21 protein-coding genes are annotated in these 21,894 nt (G+C 71.1%); 12 read left to right on the top strand and 9 right to left on the bottom strand.

Features of this window, described 5'->3' with window-relative positions:
• Positions 1-3 precede the first annotated feature (3 nt).
• Positions 4-246 carry an acyl carrier protein gene (locus WH85_RS20145; RefSeq protein WP_043525374.1) on the top strand — a complete coding sequence of 81 codons (243 nt, stop codon included), beginning with the start codon at positions 4-6 and terminating at the stop codon, positions 244-246.
• Position 247: 1 nt separating this feature from the next.
• Positions 248-1,474: a beta-ketoacyl-ACP synthase II gene (fabF, locus tag WH85_RS20140; RefSeq protein ID WP_045743473.1), complete on the top strand. Its 1,227-nt coding sequence runs from the start codon at positions 248-250 to the stop codon at positions 1,472-1,474.
• Between the two features lie 66 nt (positions 1,475-1,540).
• Here fabF and WH85_RS20135 read toward each other — a convergent pair whose 3' ends face one another.
• Both WH85_RS20135 and WH85_RS20130 read right to left on the bottom strand, forming a co-directional pair.
• Positions 1,541-3,271, bottom strand: a complete 1,731-nt coding sequence (locus WH85_RS20135; protein ID WP_425394656.1) for a glycoside hydrolase family 3 protein — start codon at positions 3,269-3,271, stop codon at positions 1,541-1,543.
• 228 nt (positions 3,272-3,499) lie between these two features.
• Positions 3,500-3,991, bottom strand: a complete 492-nt coding sequence (locus WH85_RS20130) for a DUF3145 domain-containing protein (RefSeq protein WP_045743471.1) — start codon at positions 3,989-3,991, stop codon at positions 3,500-3,502.
• Between the two features lie 232 nt (positions 3,992-4,223).
• Here WH85_RS20130 and WH85_RS20125 point away from each other — a divergent pair, with 232 nt between their 5' ends.
• The gene (locus tag WH85_RS20125) at positions 4,224-4,550 is read left to right on the top strand and encodes a hypothetical protein (protein ID WP_045743470.1); all 327 of its coding nucleotides are present in this window, start codon (positions 4,224-4,226) and stop codon (positions 4,548-4,550) included.
• Between the two features lie 94 nt (positions 4,551-4,644).
• Here the strand turns inward: WH85_RS20125 and WH85_RS50565 are convergent, their stop codons facing one another.
• Together WH85_RS50565 and WH85_RS20120 are read right to left on the bottom strand one after the other, a co-directional pair.
• Positions 4,645-4,803, bottom strand: coding sequence for a hypothetical protein (locus WH85_RS50565; RefSeq protein ID WP_157411104.1), 159 nt, complete (start codon positions 4,801-4,803; stop codon positions 4,645-4,647).
• 239 nt (positions 4,804-5,042) lie between these two features.
• A complete protein-coding gene (locus WH85_RS20120; protein ID WP_045743469.1) occupies positions 5,043-5,654 on the bottom strand; it encodes a carbonic anhydrase in 612 nt (203 codons plus the stop codon).
• A gap of 181 nt (positions 5,655-5,835) precedes the next feature.
• On the opposite strand from WH85_RS20120, the gene WH85_RS20115 reads away from it, so the two are divergent.
• On the top strand, positions 5,836-6,801 hold the full coding sequence (locus tag WH85_RS20115; protein WP_045743541.1) for an alpha/beta fold hydrolase: 966 nt from the start codon (positions 5,836-5,838) through the stop codon (positions 6,799-6,801).
• Between the two features lie 225 nt (positions 6,802-7,026).
• Positions 7,027-9,150, top strand: a complete 2,124-nt coding sequence (locus tag WH85_RS20110) for a HelD family protein (protein ID WP_045743468.1) — start codon at positions 7,027-7,029, stop codon at positions 9,148-9,150.
• Here the strand turns inward: WH85_RS20110 and WH85_RS20105 are convergent.
• The gene (locus WH85_RS20105; RefSeq protein WP_052720570.1) at positions 9,147-10,070 is read right to left on the bottom strand and encodes an SMP-30/gluconolactonase/LRE family protein; all 924 of its coding nucleotides are present in this window, start codon (positions 10,068-10,070) and stop codon (positions 9,147-9,149) included. The two genes, WH85_RS20110 and WH85_RS20105, sit on opposite strands and share 4 nt — an antisense overlap.
• Positions 10,071-10,152: 82 nt before the next feature.
• Here WH85_RS20105 and WH85_RS20100 point away from each other — a divergent pair, with 82 nt between their 5' ends.
• Genes WH85_RS20100 through surE form a run of 3 tightly spaced genes read left to right on the top strand, consistent with a single transcriptional unit; the run spans position 10,153 to position 12,930 of the window.
• Positions 10,153-11,064: a cation diffusion facilitator family transporter gene (locus WH85_RS20100; protein ID WP_045743467.1), complete on the top strand. Its 912-nt coding sequence runs from the start codon at positions 10,153-10,155 to the stop codon at positions 11,062-11,064.
• Between the two features lie 58 nt (positions 11,065-11,122).
• Positions 11,123-12,067: a 1-phosphofructokinase family hexose kinase gene (locus WH85_RS20095; RefSeq protein ID WP_245674014.1), complete on the top strand. Its 945-nt coding sequence runs from the start codon at positions 11,123-11,125 to the stop codon at positions 12,065-12,067.
• A gap of 26 nt (positions 12,068-12,093) precedes the next feature.
• Positions 12,094-12,930 (top strand): 5'/3'-nucleotidase SurE, encoded by an 837-nt coding sequence (gene surE, locus WH85_RS20090; RefSeq protein ID WP_083449124.1) that lies wholly within the window; start codon positions 12,094-12,096, stop codon positions 12,928-12,930.
• Between the two features lie 26 nt (positions 12,931-12,956).
• On the opposite strand, the gene WH85_RS20085 is transcribed toward surE, so the two are convergent.
• On the bottom strand, positions 12,957-13,307 hold the full coding sequence (locus WH85_RS20085; RefSeq protein WP_045743465.1) for an STAS domain-containing protein: 351 nt from the start codon (positions 13,305-13,307) through the stop codon (positions 12,957-12,959).
• Positions 13,308-13,612: 305 nt separating this feature from the next.
• Between WH85_RS20085 and WH85_RS20080 the strand changes: the two genes are divergently transcribed.
• From WH85_RS20080 to WH85_RS20070, 3 genes are all read left to right on the top strand, one after another.
• Positions 13,613-14,026 carry a hypothetical protein gene (locus WH85_RS20080; RefSeq protein ID WP_045743464.1) on the top strand — a complete coding sequence of 138 codons (414 nt, stop codon included), beginning with the start codon at positions 13,613-13,615 and terminating at the stop codon, positions 14,024-14,026.
• 175 nt (positions 14,027-14,201) lie between these two features.
• Positions 14,202-15,629, top strand: coding sequence for a serine/threonine-protein kinase (locus WH85_RS20075; protein WP_342669800.1), 1,428 nt, complete (start codon positions 14,202-14,204; stop codon positions 15,627-15,629).
• A gap of 52 nt (positions 15,630-15,681) precedes the next feature.
• Positions 15,682-16,311: a sulfite exporter TauE/SafE family protein gene (locus WH85_RS20070; protein WP_045743462.1), complete on the top strand. Its 630-nt coding sequence runs from the start codon at positions 15,682-15,684 to the stop codon at positions 16,309-16,311.
• A 51-nt stretch (positions 16,312-16,362) separates the two neighbouring features.
• Here the strand turns inward: WH85_RS20070 and WH85_RS20065 are convergent, their stop codons facing one another.
• The 3 genes from WH85_RS20065 to WH85_RS20055 form a co-directional block, all read right to left on the bottom strand.
• Positions 16,363-18,147, bottom strand: a complete 1,785-nt coding sequence (locus WH85_RS20065; protein ID WP_045743461.1) for a bifunctional metallophosphatase/5'-nucleotidase — start codon at positions 18,145-18,147, stop codon at positions 16,363-16,365.
• Between the two features lie 105 nt (positions 18,148-18,252).
• Positions 18,253-19,893, bottom strand: a complete 1,641-nt coding sequence (gene argS / locus WH85_RS20060; protein ID WP_045743460.1) for an arginine--tRNA ligase — start codon at positions 19,891-19,893, stop codon at positions 18,253-18,255.
• Between the two features lie 151 nt (positions 19,894-20,044).
• Positions 20,045-21,277 carry an MFS transporter gene (locus WH85_RS20055; protein WP_045743459.1) on the bottom strand — a complete coding sequence of 411 codons (1,233 nt, stop codon included), beginning with the start codon at positions 21,275-21,277 and terminating at the stop codon, positions 20,045-20,047.
• Between the two features lie 70 nt (positions 21,278-21,347).
• Here WH85_RS20055 and WH85_RS20050 point away from each other — a divergent pair, with 70 nt between their 5' ends.
• Positions 21,348-21,797, top strand: coding sequence for a protein-tyrosine phosphatase family protein (locus WH85_RS20050; protein ID WP_425394655.1), 450 nt, complete (start codon positions 21,348-21,350; stop codon positions 21,795-21,797).
• The last annotated feature ends 97 nt before the right edge of the window (positions 21,798-21,894 follow it).

Genomic DNA, 21,894 nt, shown 5'->3' with positions numbered 1-21,894 from the left:
GAAATGGCAACTCGCGCAGAGATCACCTCCGGCCTTGCTGAGATCCTCGAGGAGGTCGCCGGGGTGAACCCGGACGACGTCGCCGAGGAGAAGTCCTTCACCGACGACCTGGACGTCGACTCGCTGTCCATGGTCGAGGTCGTGGTCGCGGCTGAGGAGAAGTTCGGCGTCAAGATCCCCGACAACGAGGTCCAGAACCTCAAGACCGTCGGCGACGCGGTCACCTACATCGAGGCGAACCACTGACATGAGCAATGTTGACGTCGTCGTCACCGGGCTCGGCGCGACGACCCCGCTGGGCGGGGACGTCGCGTCCACCTGGGACGCCATGCTCGCCGGTCACTCCGGGGTGGGTCCGCTCACCCAGGAGTGGGCCGAGCAACTCCCGGTCCGGATCGGCGCCCTGCTCAAGGTCGACCCCTCCGAGGTCATCGACCGTGTCAAGATGCGGCGCCTGGACCGGGCCGAGGCGATGGCGATCATCGCCGCCAAGGAGGCGTGGGCGGACGCCGGGCTGGCCGGCTCCGGCCTCGACCCGGAACGGCTCGCGGTCTCCTACGGCAGCGGCATCGGTGGTGCGCTGACCCTTCTCGAGCAGGACGACATCCTGGAGAAGTCGGGTCCGCGCCGGGTCAGCCCGCACACCGTGCCGATGCTGATGCCGAACGGGCCGGCCGCCTGGATCGGCATCGAACTCGGCGCTCAGGCCGGCGTCCGCGCCATGGCCAGCGCCTGCGCCACCGGGGCCGAGGCGGTGGCCCTGGGTCTCGACCTGATCCGGGCCGGACGGGCGGACGTGGTGCTGGCCGGCAGCACCGAGGCCGTGGTGCACCCGCTGCCGATCGCCGGTTTCGCCTCGATGCGCGCCATGTCCACCCGCAACGACGAGCCGGAACGGGCCTCACGTCCGTGGGACAAGAACCGGGACGGCTTCGTCCTCGGTGAGGGCGCCGGCGCGATCGTCCTGGAACGCGCCGACCACGCGGCCGCCCGGGGTGCGCGGGTCCACGCCCGCCTGCTCGGTGGTGGCATCACCTCGGACGGCTACGACATCGTCCAGCCGGACCCGGAGTGCAAGGGCGGCATCCGGGCGATGAAGATGGCCATCAAGGACTCCGGTCTGACCGGGGCGGACATCCAGCACGTCAACGCCCACGCCACGTCGACCCCGGTCGGCGACATGGGCGAGATCATCGGCATCAAGGCGGCGATCGGAAGCCACCCGATCCTGACCTCGACCAAGTCGATGACGGGTCACCTGCTCGGCGCGGCCGGCGCCCTGGAGTCGATCGCCACGATCCTCGCCCTGCGCGAGGGCGTCATCCCCCCGACGATCAACCTGGACGACCCGGACGAGCGTCTCGACCTCGAGGTCGCCGCGCACAAGGCGCGGACGGCCGAGATCCAGGCGGCGATGAACAACTCGTTCGGTTTCGGCGGGCACAACGTGGCGCTGATCTTCGGCAAGGCCTGATCAGCCCGTACAGACGAGGAGGGCCCCCGGTGCGCTGCACCGGGGGCCCTCCTCGTTCGCGTCCGGTCACTTCACGCAGGCGCTCCGCGGCAGGCCGGGCACGGCCACCGGAGACCTGCCGGGTGCCTTCGCCTTGCCGGCGATCACCGCGGCCAGAGCGGTCAGCGACAGCTTGCTGGACGAGTACGTGGCGATCAGGGTCGGTGACTTGGCCGACCCCAGCAGCCCCGGGTTGTCCATCATCACGGTGACGCCGGCGTCGGCGTTCAGATCGGCCAGGCCGTCGCCGTAGCCCACCAGGTGCACGACCGTGCCACCGGCCGCCTGAACGGTCACACCGGCGTCCTGGAGGGCCCGGACCAGGTTGGCACGCGCGGTCTCCCGGGAGCCGGGTGCGGTGACCGTGACCGGCCCGGTGACCAGCGAGCCGGTGCACCGGCCCTTCAGCACGGTGATCGAGGCGGCGTCCAGTGCGGTGACCGCCTGCCGGTGCTGCTCGGAACCGACCACGGACAACTCGGGCTGGGTCTTCTGCGCGGTGGTGAACTTCAGCGTCAGGATCCGGGTGACCGCCTCGGTCAGGCGCTCCCGCTTGAGACTGCCGCTCTTCAGGCCGTCCAGGATGCCGTCCCGCGCCGCCCGGATGTCCGGCGGCATCAGCAGCATGTCGTTGCCCGCGTTGAGGGCCCGGACGGCGGCCTCACCGGCCGGCCACTTCTTCGCCGGGGCCATGTTCATCGCGTCGCTGATCGCGACCCCGGTGAACTTGAGCTCGCCGCGCAGCACGTCGGTCATCACCTTGTGCGAGAACGTGGCCGCGGTGCCCTTGTCGACCGCCTGCAGGTCGAGGTGGCCGGACATCACCACCCCGGCGCCGGCCCCGATCCCGGCCTTGAACGGCGGCAGGTCCTCCTTCTCCCACTTCGCGCGAGACTGCGCGATCACCGGCAGCTCGTCGTGGCTGTCCCCGGTGGTGTGCCCGTGCCCCGGGAAGTGCTTGAGAGAGGCAGCCACCCCGGCGCTCTGCAGGCCGCGGACCGCCGCCGCGACCTGGGCGCTGTTCACCGCCGGGTCCGCACCGTACGACCGGGAACCGATCACACCGCTGCCCTGCGGTCCGAGAGTGTCGGCGACCGGGGCGAAGTCCACCGTGACACCCATCGCGGCCAGCTCCTCGCCGGCCGCCCGCCAGGCGCCCTCGGTCAGCGACGGCTGGGCCGCGGCCCCGAAGGCCATCGCCGACGGCATCATGGTGACGCCCTCGGTGATCCGGGTGACGACGCCGTACTCCTGGTCGGTGCCGATCATCAGCGGCGCCTGGACCGGGAGCGCGGCGGACGCCTGCTGAAGACCGGCGGTCAGCTTGCGGACCTGCTCGGGGTTCTCCACGTTCGTGGTGGGGTTGGTGTCGCTGGTCGGGTCGCCCGCGGTGAAGCTGACCAGGATCAGGCCGCCCAGCCGGTATTTCGCGATCATCTCGGCCGGGGTGTTCACCCCGGCGAGTTGCTGGTTGCCACCGGCGGCGATCTTGTCGACCTCGGTGGCGGCGCTGCCGTACGCATAGGGCATCAGCACCTGCCCGGCCAGATCCTCGTCGCTGAGCCGGGCCACCGTGGCGGCGGCCCGGGTCGCCGGATCCCCGGTCGGCGCCGGCAGGGCGCTGGAGGGCAGGGCGCTCTCGGGAACGGGTGGCGGCGCGCTGGACGCCGGCGCCACCGGCTCGGCGCCCTCACTCCCGCAAGCCCCGGTGACCAGCAGTAACGGCACGACGACGGCGGCTCGCAGCAGCTTTCTCACGCCCGCCATCGAACCAGTTCGCCGGAAACGTCGCCACTTCAACCCCCGTGTGCACATCTCTCGGGGCATCGGTGTCCGACCGTTTCCGGACACGCCTTCAATCGTCGCAGGCCGCGCTTTCGACTGTTTCCGGCCACGCCTTCGACCGTTTCCGGACACGCCTTCGACCGTTTCCGGACACGGCGAGCCGGCGTGCCGGCACCTGGCCGGCACGCGTGTCGCCCCCGCTCAGCCGACCCGGGTGAGCAGGGTGACCGGGGCGCCGTCACCGGCGTAGCGATATGGCTCGAGTTCGGCGTCCCAGGCGGTGCCGAGCGCCTTGTCCAGCGCATGCGACAGCGCCTCGGGCGCACGGACCGAGGACATGATGGCGCGCAACCGGTCCTCACCGATCTGGATGTCGCCCGACGCGCCCATGACCCCGTGGAAGAGACCGCGGCCGGGGACGTGCATGAAGCGCTCCCCGTCGACGCCCGCACTGGGCTCCTCGGTGACCTCGAACCGGATCATGGGCCACTGTCGCAAGGCAGCAGCCAGCTCGGCGCCAGTACCGGTCCGGCCGGTCCAGGTGCACTCGGCACGCCGCATGCCCGGATCGACCGGTTGCACGGTCCATTGCAGATTGACCGGCGCTGTCAGGACGCGCGCGATCGCCCACTCGACATGCTGGCACACGGCGAGTGGGGTCGAGTGGACGTATACGACGCCACACGTTGGCACGGTGACCTCCCGGAGACCGAGGTGCGTCTTCCCCTACGACCTCGACCGCGGTTGATCGTGTCCCATGATGCCGGGTGGTACTGATGGTGCGCCAGAGAATCCGCAACATCGACTATGGGAGCTGTCGTAGTGGCACACCCTGTGCAACGGCCTTACCTGCTCCGACGGCACGGTCCGAGGGCAGTCGTGTAGAGTTGCCAAAGCCTTTTTCTATTCCTCAAGGAGTGCCGTCGTGGCGAGCAACACCTCAAAGACCGCCCGCGCATCAGTCCGCGCCGGCCAGGGTTCCGGTGGCGCCCTCAGCGTTCTCGGTGAGTTCAAATACCTCATCCCGCTCGCCGACGGCCGCTACGCATATGTGCGGAACCTGACCAATGGCAAGACCACCCACCTCGCGACCGGCTCGGACGCCTTCGTCGAGGAGATCCGCGTCCTGACCGCCGCCGGTCACGGTGCCAAGATCCGTGCCGAGCTCTCCGCGCTCGAGACCTCGAACCCGGGTCACGGCTGGGCCGCCACCGAGAAGCGCCTCGCCGAGGCCGGCGTCTTCGAGGGCTGATCTTCGGTCTTCCGGAAGGCGCTTCGACTGACGTCGGGGCGCCTTCTTCTTGCCCGCTCCAGGCGCTTCTCGGACGCTTTTCCGGTGGTACGACCTACGCGCCGGCCGGCAACCACGGGGTGTCGTGGCTGCACGCGGCCACCTGCCCACGCACGGCCGAGAACGCGACCGCCGGGCCGTAGCGGTGGGTCACCCACCAGATGTCGCGCCTCGCGTCCACAAGCATGCTGTGGATCCGGGGTGTCGCACTCATCACCATCCGCACCGGGCACGTGGCGGATTCCCGACGCTGCGACCCGCTGCAGCCGGGCTCGCGGGGCGGCCTCAGATGCCGCACACGCCACGTTCGACCGCTTCCGACCCCGCGGGGCCGATCTCAGAAGCCGCGGGCGCCACAGCTGAGCCCGAGGGGCCCGCCGGGACGACTCCGGAACGGGCGGGAGGGCGTGGGCGAGGAAGGGGACGGGACGTCTTTGGCCCGTACCCGATGAATCAGCGCAGGAAATCCACCCAGCCGGTGCTGAGGTCGTAGACCGCGCCCTCGACACGGACCTGCCCGGAGGCGAGCGCCTCGGCGAGACCCGGGTTGATCCGCAGACGGTCGACCGTGCGGGCGACGTGGGCCCGGACCGCCTTCTCCTCGGCGTCCGGATCGTCCAGGCCCACCTCGTGGACCGCCGGCGCGAGTTCGTCCACCAGGTACCCGATGTCCCCACCGGGCTGCTGTCCGGCGCGCAGCGACTGAACGGTGGCGTGCACGGCACCACAGCGCTTGTGGCCGACCACCAGGACGAGCGAGACGCCGAGTTCGCTGACCGCGAAGGCGACCGAGCCGGCCACCGAGCGGTCGAGCACGTGGGCGCCGGACCGGGCCACGCAGATCGAACCGAACGACTGGTCGAACACCGCCTCGAGGGGCACGCGGGAGTCGATGCAGCCGAGCACGATCGAGTGCGGCTGCTGTCCGCTCGCGGTCGCGGCGGCCTGCGTCACGTGGTGTCCGTAACGGGGCTTGCCGTAGACGAACCGTTTGTTGCCGGAGATGAGCTCGCTCAGGGCGGCTGCGGGGGTGCTGACCTGGGTGGCGTCTCGAGTAGCCGTCATGCACACGATTCTCACCGGCACCGGCCGTCGCCATAGTATTTGCGAGCTAACTCACTGTCCGATCCGCGTGGCCTGAACGGATTTGAATCACCACCGAAACATGCTGGTAATAATCGTGATCGCGAGTGATGCTGATGACCCGTGGGTACGTACGGGGACCGTGACCCTCACGGAGGTGCCCATGATCGAGCATTCCGCGGTCGTCATGACCGACGGCGTACGCCTGCACGTCGAGACGTCCGGACCGGTGGACGCGGCGGCGACGGTGATCCTGCTGCACGGCTGGTGCCAGGATCGCCGCACCTGGGAACATCAGGTGTCGGCGCTCGCCGGGCTGGGCCGCAAGGCGCCCCGCGTGGTCGCGTTCGACATCCGCGGCCACGGGCGTTCCGACGCGACCGACATCGGCTCGGCCACCCTGGACCGGCTCGGCGACGACCTGGCCGAGGTGATCGCGCGGTACGCCCCCGAGGGCCCACTCGTCCTGGCCGGCCACTCGATGGGCGGGATGGCCGTGATGGAGTACGCGCACCGCCGTCCCGAGGAGTTCGCCACCCGGGTCGCCGGGCTGCTCCTGGTCTCCACCACGGCCGAGGGCCACGCCCACACCCGGTACGGCCTGCCGCCCCAGGTGGCCACGCTGCTGCGCGCCGGCGAGACGCTCGGGGCCGGCCTGCTCGCCCGGTCCGGGGCCTGGCGCCCGCACCGGGCGGTGCTGCCCGTCCTGCGGCCGGCTCTGCGCTGGCTGCTGTTCGGCGACGAGTGCGCCGAGACGGCGATGCTCACCACGATGCGCGGGTTCGGGCGTGCCCCGCTCAACTCGATCGGCGGTTTCCGCGCCGCGGTCGGCGCCCAGCAGCGGCTGGACACCCTGGCCGCGATCGGGCCCGTCCCGTCCGTCGTGCTGGTCGGCGACCGGGATCGCCTGACCCCGCGGGCCTGCGCCGAGTCGATCGCCGGGGCGCTGCCGGACGCCGAGCTGACCGTGCTGGCCGGTGCCGGGCACATGCTGCCGCTGGAACGCCCGGAGGCGGTGGCCGACGCGTTGACCGGGATCGTGCGCCGGGTGCTGCGCGACGTGAAGCGGGCTCGCAAGAACGAGGTGCGCCGGATGAGCGCGGCCACCCGCTGCCGCAGGGCCGCTTAGTCGTTTTACCGCAAAGCGCACACTGATCGCCGCCCCGGCGACGATCCTGGGAGTTTCGGACGGCCCCGGGGACGCGCCGGAGGGGAGGCCCTGTCGACGCGCCCCGCCGCGCGGGAGTAAGTTCGATTGCCCCCTTCGCGAGAGCGCTGTGGTGGCGTGATGGGGAAGACGCGCATCCCGGGCGGGGCCGCTCGCGTGGTGCGCAGGAAAGGGAGAACTGCCGTCTTGAGCGACGCCACCGTCCTGCAACAGGAGATCGCGACCGAGCAGCTGCACGTGGACCGGGTCTACTCCCGGCTCGTCGAGCTGCGACGGGACGCGTCCAGGGCCGAGAAGGAGGGCTACCGGCAGGCCGGCGTCGGCACCTTCGGCGCACTGGTGGAACGCGACGCGATGGTCTTCCACGCGGCGCGCCGCCGGCACGCGCTCGACACCGAATACGAGGGTCTGGTCTTCGGTCGCCTCGACCTGAACACCGGAGCCGTGCACTACGTGGGCCGGATGGGCATCCGGGACGAGGATTCCAAGCCGCTGGTGGTGGACTGGCGGGCGCCGGCCGCGGCCGCGTTCTACCGGGCCACCCCGGCCGATCCGCTCGGCGTGGTCCGCCGCCGCATGATCCAGTCGAACCGCGAGAAGGTCACCGGCATCGAGGACGACCTCCTCGACCCGGAGGCAGCGCCGGACGGCATGCGGATCGTCGGCGACGGCGCCCTGCTGGCCAGCCTCTCCAAGGCGACCGGTCACGGGATGCGCGACATCGTCTCCACCATCCAGCGGGAACAGGACGACGCGATCCGCTCCCCCGCCGGCGGGGTGACGATCGTGACCGGCGGCCCGGGCACCGGGAAGACCGCGGTCGCGCTGCACCGGGCGGCCTACCTGCTCTACTCGGACCGCAGCCGTTTCGCCGGCGGCGGCATCCTGGTGGTCGGACCGTCCGGCGTCTTCGTGGAGTACATCGCGACGGTGCTGCCGTCGCTCGGCGAGGAGACGGCGTCGCTGCGCTCGCTGGGATCGCTCGTACCGGCCTGGAACGCGACGAGGGTCGACCCGGGCGACGTCGCGGCGATCAAGGGCTCGCTGCGGATGCGACGGGTCCTGGAGCGCGCCTCGCACGACACGGTGCCGGGCGCCCCCACCGAGTTGCGGATGCTCTACCGGGGGATGCTGCTGCGGCTGGACGCCGCCACCCTGGAGAAGATCCGCCGGCAGGCCCTGCCGCGGGGCGCGCGCCGCAACGAGGTCCGCGGGCACGGCTTCGACCGGGTCTTCAACGAGCTGTGGGCGCAGGCCCGCGAGCAGAAGACCGGCAGCCTGCCGGAGAAGCGCGAGTTCGAGGCGGAACTGGCCGACCGCACCGACTTCCGGGAGTTCCTCAAGGCGTGGTGGCCGCGCTTCACCCCGATGCGGGTGCTGCGCTGGCTGGCCGATCCGCGACGGCTCCGGGCGTACACGAACGGTCTGCTCTCCCGGGAGGAGGTCGCCGCGCTGCAGGGCTCGTTCGACGGCCTGGACGAGCACGGCCCGACGATCGCCGACGTGGCGCTGCTCGACGAGCTGGACGAGCTGATGGGCCGCCCCCGCAAGGCGCAGAAGAAGTCGAAGAACCCGTTCCACGTCCGGGACGGGATCCAGGAGGTCAGCACGTTCGCCGACCGGCAGGCGGCGGCCCGCGCCCAGCAGGTGCACCGCGAGGACGACTACCGCGAGTACGCCCACGTGGTGGTGGACGAGTCGCAGGACGTCACGCCGATGCAGTGGCGGATGATCGGGCGGCGCGGGCAGTACGCGTCCTGGACGATCGTCGGCGACCCGGCGCAGACCGCCTGGTCCGGTGACGCGGAGGAGCTGGAGCGGGCCCGGGAGCGGGCGCTGGGCTCCCGCAAGCGCAACAGTTACGCGCTGACCACGAACTACCGCAACTCCTCGGAGATCTTCGAGGTGGCCGCCCGGGTGATCCGGACGATCATGCCGGATCTGCCGCTGCCGTCGGCGGTCCGCAGCACCGGTGTGCCGCCGGACGACGTGGTCACCGACGCCGGCCGGCTGCCGGAGGTGGTCCGTGAGCTCGCCGAGAAGCAGCTGACCGAGGTGGACGGCACGATCGGCGTGATCACGCCGGTGCCGCGGCGCGACGAGGCGGCCGGCTGGCTCACCGGCCTGCCGGAGCGGGTGCAGGTGGTCACCGCGCTGGAGGCCAAGGGCATGGAGTACGACGCGGTGGTCCTGGTCGAACCGAAGCAGATCGCGACGGACGACGCCGGGGTCCGCACCCTCTACGTGGCGCTGTCGCGTGCCACGCAGCGTCTGACGACCGTGGGCACGGTCCCCGGCTGGTTGCCCTAGGGGATCGCCACGGAGACGGCGGTGTAGGCCGTCTCCGGCGTCGGCGTGGTGGTGAAGCGGGCGTTCGGCAGATAGAACCGCCCGCCGAACTCGGCGATGGTGGTCGGCACGTCGAACCCGGGGTCGCCGGTGCGGGAGAGCACCGTGCCGGCGGTTCCGGACCGGTCCAGCGCGATCTTGGTGATCACGTTGTTGCGGTTCTCCACCACGTACAGCGTGCGGCCGCGCAGCCAGAGGCCGTCCCCGAAGGCGACGGTCTCCCCGGCCAGGCCGATCTCGGTGGTGACCCCGGCCGGGGTCACCCGGAACAGCTTGCCGGTGTTGGACTGCACGATGATCAGCGCGCGGCCGTCCGGCGTGGCGCTGATGCCGTTGGCGTTGTTGCCGGCCAGCAACTCGAGGTCGCCGGTGAGCGGCACCGCGACGGCCGCCTCCGGCAGCGCACCGCCCTTGCCGAGGGGCAGTTTGAACAGGGTGAGGCTGCGCGAGTCGGTGAACCAGGCGGCGCCACCGGTGACGATCACGTCGTTGATGAACGGCGCGTCGGCGGCGGGACGCAGCGGATAGGTCCGCAGCAGCCGCCCGGTCCGCTCGTCGTAGACGCGGGCGTCGCCACCCGCGCCGCCGGCCACGAACAGCCGGCCGCCGGACAGTTTCATGCCGAGTGACGCGGTGCCGGGGCCCGCGGCGAAGGTGGAACCCTCCGCGGTCCGCAGGTCCACGCGCAGGATGTCGCCGGTGGCGCGGGAGCCGAAGTAGGCGTACGGCTTCGCGCCGATCGCCACACCTTCGGGCTGGAAACCGCTCGGCAGGGTGATTGTGCCGGGTAGTGCGCTGGTCTGCGCCGCCGCGGCGGGCTGGGCGGCTACGGTCACCGCCAGGATGGCGCAGAGGACGTTCGCAAGGGTACGGCGAAGCACGAACACTTCCTTTCCGTTGCAGAACGGGTCGTCATGATTCCAACCCACTATGACCCCGCCCACAACCGGAGGAGGGTGAGACATGGGAGCCGGTCACGATCACGGCGCCCGGAGGCAGGGCGGACAGCACCGCGGACGCCTCTGGTGGGCCGCCGGTCTGCTCACCGCAGTCATGCTCGCCGAGGCCGTGGCGGCCGGGCTGACCGGTTCGCTCGCCCTGCTCTCCGATGCCGGGCACATGTTCACCGACGTGCTGGCCATCGCGATGACCCTGGCCGCGATCACCGCCGCGGACCGGCACGGGGGCACCGACTCCCGGCGCACCTTCGGCCTGTACCGGCTGGAGGTGCTGGCCGCCCTCGCCAACGCGCTGCTGCTCACCGCGGTCGCCGGGTTCGTCCTGGTGCAGGCGGTCCGGCGGTTCACCGATCCGCCCGAGGTGCCGGCCGGATGGATGCTGGTGGTCGCGCTCGGCGGTCTCGCCGCGAACGTGGTGGCCTTCGTGCTGCTGCGGTCCGGGGCACGGGACAACATCGGGGTACGCGGTGCGTACCTGGAGGTGCTCGGCGATCTGCTCGGTTCGGCGGGGGTGATCGTGGCGGCCCTGGTCATCGCGGGGACCGGGTGGGCGTACGCGGATCCGATCGTCGCCGTGGTGGTGGCGCTGATGATCCTGCCCCGGACCTTCGCGCTCGGCCGCTCGGCGGTGCGCATCCTGGTGCAGGCCGCCCCGGAGCGTCTCGACATCACCGCGGTGCGTGCCCGCCTGGCCGCCGTCCCCGGCGTCTGCGATGTACACGATCTGCACGTCTGGACATTGACCTCGGGCATGGACGTGGCGTCGGCGCATCTGCGGCTGGACGCGGCGGCCGAGTTCGGGACGGTGCTCACCCGCGCCCGGGAGGCTCTGCACGAGGACTTCGCCATCGATCACGCCACCCTGCAGGTGGAACCGGCCGACACGGATCGACACTGCTCGCCGACCGGTTGGTGACGTGTGGGGCAGAAGTTCTTTCTGCGATCTCCCACGCCGATTGCGCAAAAAGATAACAATGCGAATCATGAGTGACGGCCGGGTCATGGTCTTCGCGCCGGCTCCCCAGCTGACGGTGACCATCGAGCAACACCACGACGAGCCCGAACTGCACGTGCATCCCGGCGGCCAGGGCATCTGGCAGACCCGGATGATCACGTTGCTGGGCGCCCGGGTGACGCTCTGCGCGGCCGCCGGCGGGGAGGTCGGCCGGGTGCTGAGCCCCCTGCTCGAACAACTGACCGGGGTGACCCTGCGCCTGGTGATGCGCGAGCACGGCAGCGGGTGGTACGTCCACGACCGCCGCGGCGGCACCCGCGAGGAGATCGCCGAACGGCCCGGCGTCCCGCTGTCCCGCCACGAACTGGACGAGCTCTACAACCTGAGCCTGGCCGAGGGCCTGCGGGCCGGCATCGCCGTCCTCAGCGGACCGGCACACCCGTCGGTGATCCACCCGGACGTGTACGGCCGGCTCGCCGCCGATCTGCGCGCCAACGGTTGCCGGGTGATCGCCGACCTGTGCGGCCGGCACCTGGCCGCGGTCCTGGAGGCCGGCATCTCGGTTCTGAAGATCAGCCACGAGGAGCTGATCGCCGACGGCACGGCCCCGGACGGCAGCACCGCCGCGCTGACCGAGGCGCTGATCAAACTGCATGACGGCGGCGCCGAGACGGTGCTGGTGTCCCGGGCCGACGAGGGCGCCCTGGCCCTGTTCGACGGCGAGATCCACGAGGTGGCCCTGCCCCGCCTCACCCCGGCCGAGCACCGGGGCGCCGGGGACTCGATGACGGCCGGCGTGGCGGCGGTCCTGGCCCGCGGGGGCCCGATGCACGAGGCGGTCCGCACCGGCACCGCGGCGGGCGCACTGAACGTCACCCGGCACGGCTTGGGCACCGGCCACGTCGACGCGGTCCGGGTCCTGACCGAACGCGTCCGGCTGACTCCGATGAAGAAGGAATCATGAGCGCCGTAGCGGGCAATCAGCCGCCAATGAGAATCCTCATCACGAACGACGACGGCATCGACGCGCCCGGGATCCGCTGGCTGGCCCGGGCCACCGCCCACGCCGGCCACGAGGTGGTGGTCGCCGCCCCGCTGAGCGAGGCGAGCGGCAGCAGCGCCGCGATGACCGCCGTGGTCCAGGACGGCAAGATCGTCTCGCAGCGCCGCGAGCTGGCCGGTGCCAAGAACATCCCGGCGTACGGGGTGGCGGCCTCGCCCGCCTACATCGTGCTGCTGGCCCTGCGGGACGCCTTCGGGCCACCGCCGGACGTCGTGCTCTCCGGGATCAACCGGGGCGCCAACGCCGGGGCCGCGGTGGTGCACTCCGGGACCGTCGGGGCCACCCTGACCGCCTCGCACGCCGGCCTGCACGGGTTCGCCGTCTCGCTGGACGTCCTCACCCCGGCCGCGGCCACGGCCGCCAGCGGGGGCGCCGCCATCGCGGCCCTCGACCACATCGACGACGAGAAGCACCACTGGGGCAGCGCCGCCGACCTGGCGGTCCGGCTGCTGCCGTCGCTGCTGCACACCCCACCCGGGACGGTCTTCAACCTGAACGTGCCGGACCTGCACGTCGACGGCATCCGCGGGTTGCGGCAGGCGTCACTGGCCCGGTTCGGCCAGGTGCAGATGAGCATCGCCGAGGCCGGTGACGGTTATGTCCGGACCGCGGTGCAGGCCGCCGAGGAGGACCTCGATCCGGGCACCGACCTGGCCGCCCTGGCCGAGAACTTCGCGGTGATCACGCCGATCCGGGCCCCCTCGGAGGACCCGGGGGTGCGGATCAGCCTGGACGGCATCAAGTTCCAGAGCCCGGCCTACTAGCCCCGGGCCCTGGAGAAGGACGGATGTCAGGCGCCGGCGGCGGTCACCGCGTCCTCGTGGGGCTGTGGATTGCCGAAGAGGCCCAGCAGCCCGGTCACCCAGAGCTGGCGGTGGGCGAAACGACTGGGCCTGGTCACCACGACCTTGACCCCGCTGACGCCGGCCAGCTGGAACGCGGCCACCAGGGCGCTGATCCCCACCGAGTCGATGAAGGTCACGTGCTGCATGTTGAGCTCGATACGCACCGGGGTGCAGTCGGCCAACTGCGCGGCCACGGCTTCGCGGATCTCGTATGCGTTCTCGACGTCGATCTCGCCGCGCGGCGAGACCTCCACTGCACCGTCGGCCAGCGTCGACGTCGTTATCGACAGCGTCACGCCTCTTCCCTCCACCCGCCCGGCGGGTCCGGGCGTCGTTTCCTGTTACGCGGTTCGGTCCGCGCGTCGCACCTCTGCCACGCGCCGCCCTGTCAGCCAGGGCCGAAGGACTACCCCCGGAAGGTTCGGTGAAACTGCACGAAACGTTAGGACCCGAACCTGTCAGACACCTGAGTGGCCGGTGTGGACGAGGTCAACAGTACTGCGCGACGTCAAATCGTTTTGGAACCGTAATGCGGACGTTTGCGGATTCGATAATTCGGGCAACTAGGCCCTCAGGGGCCTGTCGAGGAGGTAGACCGACGATGTTCGCAAGCAGGAAGAGCCGGGCCGAGCACACGGCCGTCCAGGCATGGGAGTACCTGTCCGAAGCCATGTCGACGGCCGGCGAAAGCGCCAAAGGTGCAGGCCGGGCGACCGCCGGAGTCGCCGAACGCGCCGGACGGCGGACCCGGGGACTGGCCGGGCGGACAGGAGATCGGGTGACCTCGGTCACCGACGAGGCCCGGGTCAGGGCCATCGCCGCCGCGGACGCGCTCGCCGGGCGCAGCCCGGGACGCCCGTGGGGCCTGATCACCGGCGCGATTCTGGCCGGTGCGGCGATCGGCTGGGTGGCCGCGACCACCGCCCGGGCAGCGCTACAACGCCAGGCAGAGGACGAGGAGAGCGAACTGGCCGAGACCGCGATCGTGGTCACGCCGTCGTACGACGAGCCCTGACCGCGGCCGCGAGCAGGCTCTTTCGGGGCCAACCGCCGACCCTCCCGTTGCGAGCGGACCGTCTGTACAGTTGGGCGTCGTTCGGCTTGTTCTCGCGGCGCCGGGTCAGGGCCGCCCGATCAGATGGGTCCGCTTGGTGCTCAGTGCGGGAAGTCTCCTGGACAACAGGTACCGGTTGGACGATCGGATCGCCGCCGGTGGCATGGGTGACGTGTGGCGCGGCACCGATGTCGTCCTGGGCCGCACCGTTGCGGTAAAGGTGCTGCGCACCGCGATGCTCGAGGATCCGGAGTTCGCCACCCGGTTCTACGGCGAGGCCCGGATGATGGCCGCCTTCCGTCACCCCGGCGTGGTCGAGGTCTACGACTACGCCAGCGACGGCGACTACGAGGGCCCGGAGAAGGTCGCCTATCTGGTGATGGCCCTGGTCGAGGGCGAGCCGCTGTCCAACCGGCTCAAGGACGGCCCGATCGACGTGGCCGAGACCATGTCGATCGTGGCTCAGGCCGCCGACGCGCTGCACGCCGCCCACGAGAACGGGATCGTGCACCGGGACGTCAAACCGGGCAACCTGATCGTCAAGCCGTCCGGCGCGGTGATCCTGGTGGACTTCGGTGTCGCCCGGTCGAACGCGATGACCAGCGTCACCGGCCTCAACGCGATCGTCGGCACCGCCCTCTACATGGCGCCCGAGCAGGTCGCCAAGGGCAACCTCACGCCCGGCACCGACATCTACGCGCTGGGCGCGGTGGCCTACCACTGCATCGCCGGCCACCCGCCGTTCGACGGCGACAACGCGCTGCAGGTGGCGCTGCGTCACCTGGAGGACGAGCCGGAGCCGCTGCCCGCGCACGTGCCCGACGAGGTGCGCTATCTGATCGGCCGGGCGATGGCGAAACAGCCCGCCGACCGGTTCCAGAGCGCCTCCGAGTTCGCCGAGGCGGCGATCCTCGCGGCCGGGCCGATGGACTGGAAACGTCTGACCGGCACCGCCCTGGTCGCCCCGATCAGCCCGGCCCGCCTGGGCACCGGCCAGTTCCCCACCGCGCCGATGAGCCCGGCCTCGATGGGTCAGCCCCCGGCCACCCGGCCGGTGCAGATGCCCCGTCCGGTGTCGCCGGCGCCTCCGCCGATGCCACCGGTGCCCGTCTCGTCGCCCCGGCAGCAGCCGGGACAGCGGATCCTGATGTTCGCGGTCCTCGCCCTGTTCGTGATGGCCGGCGGGCTCGGCCTGATCTTCACCTTGACCGGCGGCGAGGACACCCCCAAGGGGGAGAACCCGGTGAAGCAGAACAATCCGGTCGAGGCGGTGCTGCCGACCGAGGAGGTCGTGCCCAGCGAGTCGCCCGACGACGACTACGAGGCGGAGACGACGGAGGCCACCGTCCGGCCGAGCAAGAGCCGGTCCGCGTCGCCCACCCCCGAAGAGTCCTCGTCCTCGCCGACGCCGGATGCCGAGCCGACGACGACCGAGCCGACCACCGAGCCGACGACCGAGCCGACCACCGAGCCGACGACGGAGCCGACCAAGGAACCGACGACCGAGCCGACGACCACCACGCCGACCCTGCCGCCGGTCATCGGCGACGGCGGCGCGGGCTGACGGGAAGCTCTCTAAGCCTCATCTGGGCCTGGCGGGCGCCGATGGTGCCGCCATGACACTCCAGACCTCTCCGGAGCCGGGGCCGTACTCCACCGCCCCGCCGTGGGCGAACCAGGCGGCACCCGCACCGGCAGCGCCGCCCACGGCGCCGCCCGGGGGGCAGGCCCCGCACGACGGTTTCGAGTACTACCAGCACGGTCAGCTGTTGGTGCGCTTCCCGGAGGAGGTGCTCGCCGGGGGCCGCCCGGACGCGCCCTCCTGGAAACCGGTGGTGGTCTGGACGTTCTTCCTCAGCGTCCTGGGCGTGGTCTCGGCGATGCGGCGGGCGGGCCGGGCCCGGCACTACGGGCGGCCGCGCCTGCGGTACTGGATGGCGTTCGGGCTCACCCTGGTGGTGGGCGGCGTGTTCTGGACGGCGCTGACGCTCAAGGTGGCGATCCCGCTCTACCTGAAGAACCAGGAGGCGGCGATCACCGCGGTGGTCGAGGGCGGCCTGCTCACCGACAACCGGATCAAGACCGAGATCGGCGCGGTCACCAGCGCGTCCTGCCAGCCGCAGGGGTACCGCGAGGCCGACGGGATGCTGTCCTACCTGTGCACCTTCAAGTTGGAGAAGGGCACCACCACCTCGGCGTACCTGATGACGGACGAGCGGGGGAACTGGGAGTTCGACACCGAGTGACGGCAGGCCGGACGCGGGGTCCGGCCTGCCACCCGCTCAAACAGCCACCGTTCAGAAGGCGATCGGCACGCCGGCCCGGACGAGCTGCCAGTTCTTCGTGAAGAAGTCCGCCGGGTCGATGCTGCCCTTCTCCTGTGCCCAGTCGATCAGCAGCTGACGGATCTCCTGCTGGGCGTTGTAGACCTGGGTCTTCACGATGCCCGGGAAGCTGCCGCCGCCGGAGCGCCGGTAGTTGTTGACGGCCACCACGAACCGCGCGTCCGCGGCCACGTCCACACCGTCGATCTGCAGGCGGGTGATCCGGCTGCCGACCGGCTGGGAGATGTCGATGTCGTAGTCGACACCGGAGAAGATGTCGTAGTTGTAGTCCGGGATCGCCGGGTCGCTGATCGTCTCCGGGTCGACCGGCGCGTCCGGGGCGACGGTGACGAAGTACTTCGCGGAGTACTCCAGGTACGCCTTCACCTCGGCACCGGTCAGCACGACCGCCTCCAGGGTGTTGTCGTAGATGTAGAGCCCCGCGACGTCCTTGATCTTGACGTCGCCCTGCGGGAAGACCGCGGTCCGGCTGAACGGCGCGGCGATCGACAGGACCGGCAGTCCGGCGTACTCGGTGCCGGCCAGCGCCGCCGTGACCGTGTCGGTCTGCACCTTGTTGATGTAGTCGAGGATCGGGGTGTCCTCGTACCGGGAGGTCGCGGCGGAGAGCGTCGCGGTGGAGGTGGCGACCACCTGGTTGACGTAGGTGACGGTCTTCTCGTGCTGCTTGCGCACCACGGCGAGGACCTTGGGGTCGGCCTCGACGGTGTTGGTGTTCAGCGACGCGGCCGCCTTCTTGGTGATCTTCCAGCCGGTCTTGGCCCGGACCAGGTCGAAGTCCATCTTCGTCAGGCGCTGGCCCCACTTGGACGGCTCGGAGAGCAGCACCTGCTCGCCGGTCTTCGTGTTGGTGACGAACCGTTCGGCCACCTCGCGGTGCGCGTGCCCGAACAGGATCGCGTCGATGCCGGGGACCTGCTCGGCGATCAGCGCGGTCGGGTTCTCGTTGGGCAGCTCGTCGCCGTAGCTGGAGACGCCGCTGTCGCCGCCGTGCGCCGAGATCAGCACGATGTCGGCGCCGCGGGCCCGCATGACCGGCACCCACTTCGCCGCCGCGGCGACCATGTCGGTGAACGTCAGCTTGCCCTCGACGTTCGCCCGGTCCCAGATCGCCGAACCGGGGTTGGTCAGGCCGAGGATGCCCACCCGCAGGGTCGGCGCGTGCTTGCCGAGCGAGACCTTCTTGATGATGTACGGCGTGAAAGCCGGCTTGCCGGTCTTGACGCTGATCGCGTTCGCGGCGAGGGCCGGGAACCCGAGCTGGCGGATCCAGAGGTTCAGCAACGGCAGGCCGTAGTTGAACTCGTGGTTGCCCAGCGTCACCGCGTCGTACTGCAGCACGTTCATCGCCCGCGCCATCGGGTGCTTCTCACCGGTCGTGGTGATCGGCTCCTGCTTCGCGTAGTACGTCGCGAGCGGCGTGCCCTGGATGGTGTCACCGGCGTCGAGGACCAGCACCGGGCCGGTCGCCTCGGCACGCAGCTTCGTCACCAGGGCGGCCAGCTTGGCCACGCCGACGTCGTTGTGCGCGCTGTCGTCGTACTCCTTGTCCTGGTAGTAGTCCCAGTTGTAGACGTTGCCGTGGGTGTCGGACGTGCCGAGCACGGTGAGGCGGAAGGTCTGCGCGGGCTTCGAACCGCCGGCCTGCGCCGCCTCGGAGAAGACGAGCGGCGCGGCGACGGTGGCCGCCGAGGCGGCGAGGACGCTCCGCCGCGAGATGCCGGAGGGAAGGGTCATGTCGAACCTCTCACCATGAGTTTCCGTGGCGCGTCGTGGGCGCCGAAACCAGCACCATAACGGCGAATGGGCAAACTGGTCGATCGATCGGAGGTTGCGCGGAGATCAAATCTCGTCCAACGCCTCGATACCCAGCAGAAACATTCCGATCTGGAGGGTACGAGCGGTGAGGTCGGCCAGTGCCAACCGGCTGGCCCGGGTCGGCTCGTCGGCCCGCAGCACCGGGCACCGCTCGTAGAAGACCGAGAACGCCGCGGCCAGGTCGTGCAGGTACGTGGTGAGCCGGTGCGGCTCGCGCAGGGCGGCGGCCGTCGCGATCGCCGGGTCCAGCCCGAGCAGGGCCAGCGCCAGTTCCCGCTCGGCCGGATCGGTGAGCCGGACCGGGCCGGGCCCGCCGTCGGCCTTCCGGAAGATCGAGCGGATCCGGGCGTACGCGTACTGCAGGTAGGGTCCGGTGTTGCCGACCGAGGCGAGCATCCGGTCCAGGTCGAACACGTAATCGCCCCGCCGGTCGGAGCACAGGTCGGCGTACTTGACCGCGGCGATGCCGATCGCCGGGACGGTGGCCCGGTCGACCGCCGCGTCGAGCAGGTCGGCGAGCCGGACGCTGGTCCCGGACCGGGTTCTGATCATGCAGCCGCTGGTGCTCAGGATCGCGCCGAAGCCGATGTGCTCGGCGGTGACGTCGTCGGGCAGCCAGCCGGCCGCCCGGGCCACCGCGAAGACCATCCGGAAATGGGTCTGCTGCGGCATGCCGACCACATAGAGCAGTTCAGTGGCACCGATCGTGCCGACCCGGTGCCGCAGGGCGGCGAGGTCGGTCGCCGCGTACCCGAAACCGCCGTCCGCCTTGCGGACGATCAGCGGAAGAGGAGCGCCGTCCCTGCCGGTGAACCCCGCCGGGAACGCGCAGAGTGCCCCGTCGCTCTCCGACAGCAGGCCCCGGGCCGCCAGGTCGTCGACCACACCGGCCAGGTCGTCCTGATAGCTGCTCTCCCCCGCGAAGTCGTCCGGCCCGAGGGTCACGCCGAGGGTGTCGTAGACGGCCAGGAAAGCCTTCTCGGACTGGGCGACCAGCCGCCGCCAGAGGTCCCGGGTCGGGCCGTCGCCGTTCTGCAGCGCCACCACCCGCAGCCGGGACCGGGTCCGGAAGTCCTCGTCGGCATCGAACCGGGCCCGCGCCGCCTGATAGAAACCGGTCAGATCACCGAGCGAGTGGTCGCCGTCCCCGGCCTCGGTCAGGTGCTCGATCAGCATCCCGAACGGGGTGCCCCAGTCGCCGAGGTGGTTGACCCGCCGCACGTCGTGGCCCTGCCAGGAGAGCAACCGGGCCAGTGCGTCCCCGATGATCGTGGACCGCAGGTGGCCGACGTGCATCTCCTTGGCCACGTTCGGTCCGGAATAGTCGATCACGATGCGGGACGGGGCGGTCACCGGCGCGATGCCGAGCCGTTCGTCGTGCCGCAGCGCGTCCAGCGCGCCGGTGATCAGCTCGTCGGCGACGTGCAGGTTGAGGAAGCCCGGCCCGGAGACCACGGCGGTGGCCACCCCGGACAGATCGGCCGCGGCGGCGACCTCCGCCGCGATCTCCCGCGGCGGCCGGCCGAGGGACCGGGCCAGGGCGAGGGCCACCCCGGACTGGAAGTCGGCGTGCGGCGACACCCGCACGGCCGGATCGACCGGGGCACCGGCGACCGCCGCCAGGGCGGGCGCGAGCCGGTCGTGCAGCAGGGACTCGAGATTCATCGGTCGGCACTCCTCGGTGGGAACACGAAGACGGGTCGACCGGACACGGATCCCGCACCGGCGGACGACCCGCCGGGAGGGAGACATGCAACGTCAGCGGCGGCCTGGACGAGGCCGGCGTCGCACGCTGAAGCAGAACATGCCGGGAACCCTACCTACCGTGCGCGATGTCGGCGAGCGATTTCCAGAGCACCGCCACGAAGACCGCCGAGCCCGCGAACGCCACCCAGAACGGTGCGGCCACGCCGTAATGGGTGGCCAGCGTGCCGCCGAAAGCCGAGCCGACCACCAGTCCCCCGTACACGCAGATGGTGTTGACGCCGTTGACCCGGCCCTGCAGGTGTTCCGGAACGGCCCGCTGCCGGACCGTGGTGGAGATCGTGCCCCAGACGAACGCATACCCGCCGAAGACGAAGAAGATCGGCATCGCGATCCACGGCGAGCTGGTGGCGGCCAGGGTCAGGTGGACGAGCACCTCGATCACCAGGCCGGTCCGCATCAGATTGCCGAGGCTGAAGCGTGCGGTCAGCCAGCCGTACGCGCCGGTGCCGAGCATCCCGCCCACCGCGGAGACCGTGGTGATCAGGCCGAATCCGATCTCGCCCAGTCCGAGGCGGTCCGAGGCGTAGAGCACCAGCACCGACCAGGCCGCCCCGAAGGTCACGTTGAACACCAGGATGGTCAGGCACAGTGTCCGGACCGGCGGATGGTGCAGCACCCAGCGGAAACCCTCGGCGATCTCCCGGCGTACCCCGGTGGTGGTGCCCGGGCCCGCGGCCCGGCGGCCGTGCGGCGGCAGGCGCACCCGGGAGATCAGCAGCATCCCGGCGGCCACCAGCAGCACCTCGGTGGCGAACGGCCAGACCCGCCCGGCGGCGAACAGCGCGGCACCGATCGGCGGCCCGGCCAACTGGTTGAGAGTGATGAACCCGGCCTGCAGACGGGTGTTCGCCAGCCCCAGATCGTCGCGGTGCACCAGCATCGGGGCGAGCGTGCCGGTGGTGTTGTCGGCGAACACCTCCGCGGTGCTGATCAGTCCCAGACCGAGCAGCGCCGAGGCGACCGTGAGCCGGCCGGTGGACAGGCCCACGACCATGGCGAACAGCACGACCAGGCGCAGCGCGTTGGCGGCCAGCACGATCCGCCGGCGGTCGTAACGGTCCGAGAGCACCCCGGCGTACAACCCGAACAGCAGTGGCGGCGCCCAGGTCAGCAACGCCGCCATCGAGATCAGGAACGGACCGTCGGTCAGCGAGGCCACCAGCAGCGGACCGGCCGCCGCGGCGATGCCGTCACCCAGGTTGGTCGACCAGGAGGAGGCGGCGAGCCAGCGGAATCCGGCACCGAGACGGGGCGGCAGTAGAGTCTGGACGAGAGTGCTCACAAGGCGATCACCCTACGTCGATCCGGGCGCCCGGGCTGCCGGGTTCCGGCACACCGGGGAAGATGACCCGGTGCGAAACGACAACGGGGTGACCGTGACGTGGGACGAGGACGGCGACGGTGTGCTGCGCCTGCCGTCCGGGCGGCTGGTCCGCGGCCGCGGCCTGCGATCACCGATGCCGTCCGGGCATCCCCCGCAGTTCGGCGTCTACCTGCTGGGCTCCGCGCCGGATCAGTTCGGCTGGGAGAGCCGTTTCGTGCGCTGGCCGGACTTCTGGTTGCCGCGTGATCGCGCGTACACGACGGAGGTCTTGATCGAAGCCCTGCGCCGCTCCGGGAGTGAGCGGGTCGAGGTGGCCTGCGGCGGCGGCCGGGGACGCACCGGCACCGCGCTGGCCTGCCTGGCCGTGCTCGACGGGGTGCCGCCGGGCGAGGCGGTGGCGTTCGTCCGGGACGCCTACCACCGCCGTGCCGTCGAGACGCTCTGGCAGCGCCGCTTCGTGGAGCGTTTCCGGAGTTAGACACGTTCCGCAGTCAGGGTCTGCCTGCGTGGTGATTTCGGGCGCGCTGACCGCCCGTAATCACCACACCCCCACGGGTGTGGTGATTACGGGCGTC

The organism is Actinoplanes rectilineatus (assembly GCF_000962825.1).
Taxonomy (GTDB): domain Bacteria; phylum Actinomycetota; class Actinomycetes; order Mycobacteriales; family Micromonosporaceae; genus Actinoplanes; species Actinoplanes rectilineatus.
This window is presented reverse-complemented; position numbering and strand designations above follow the sequence as displayed.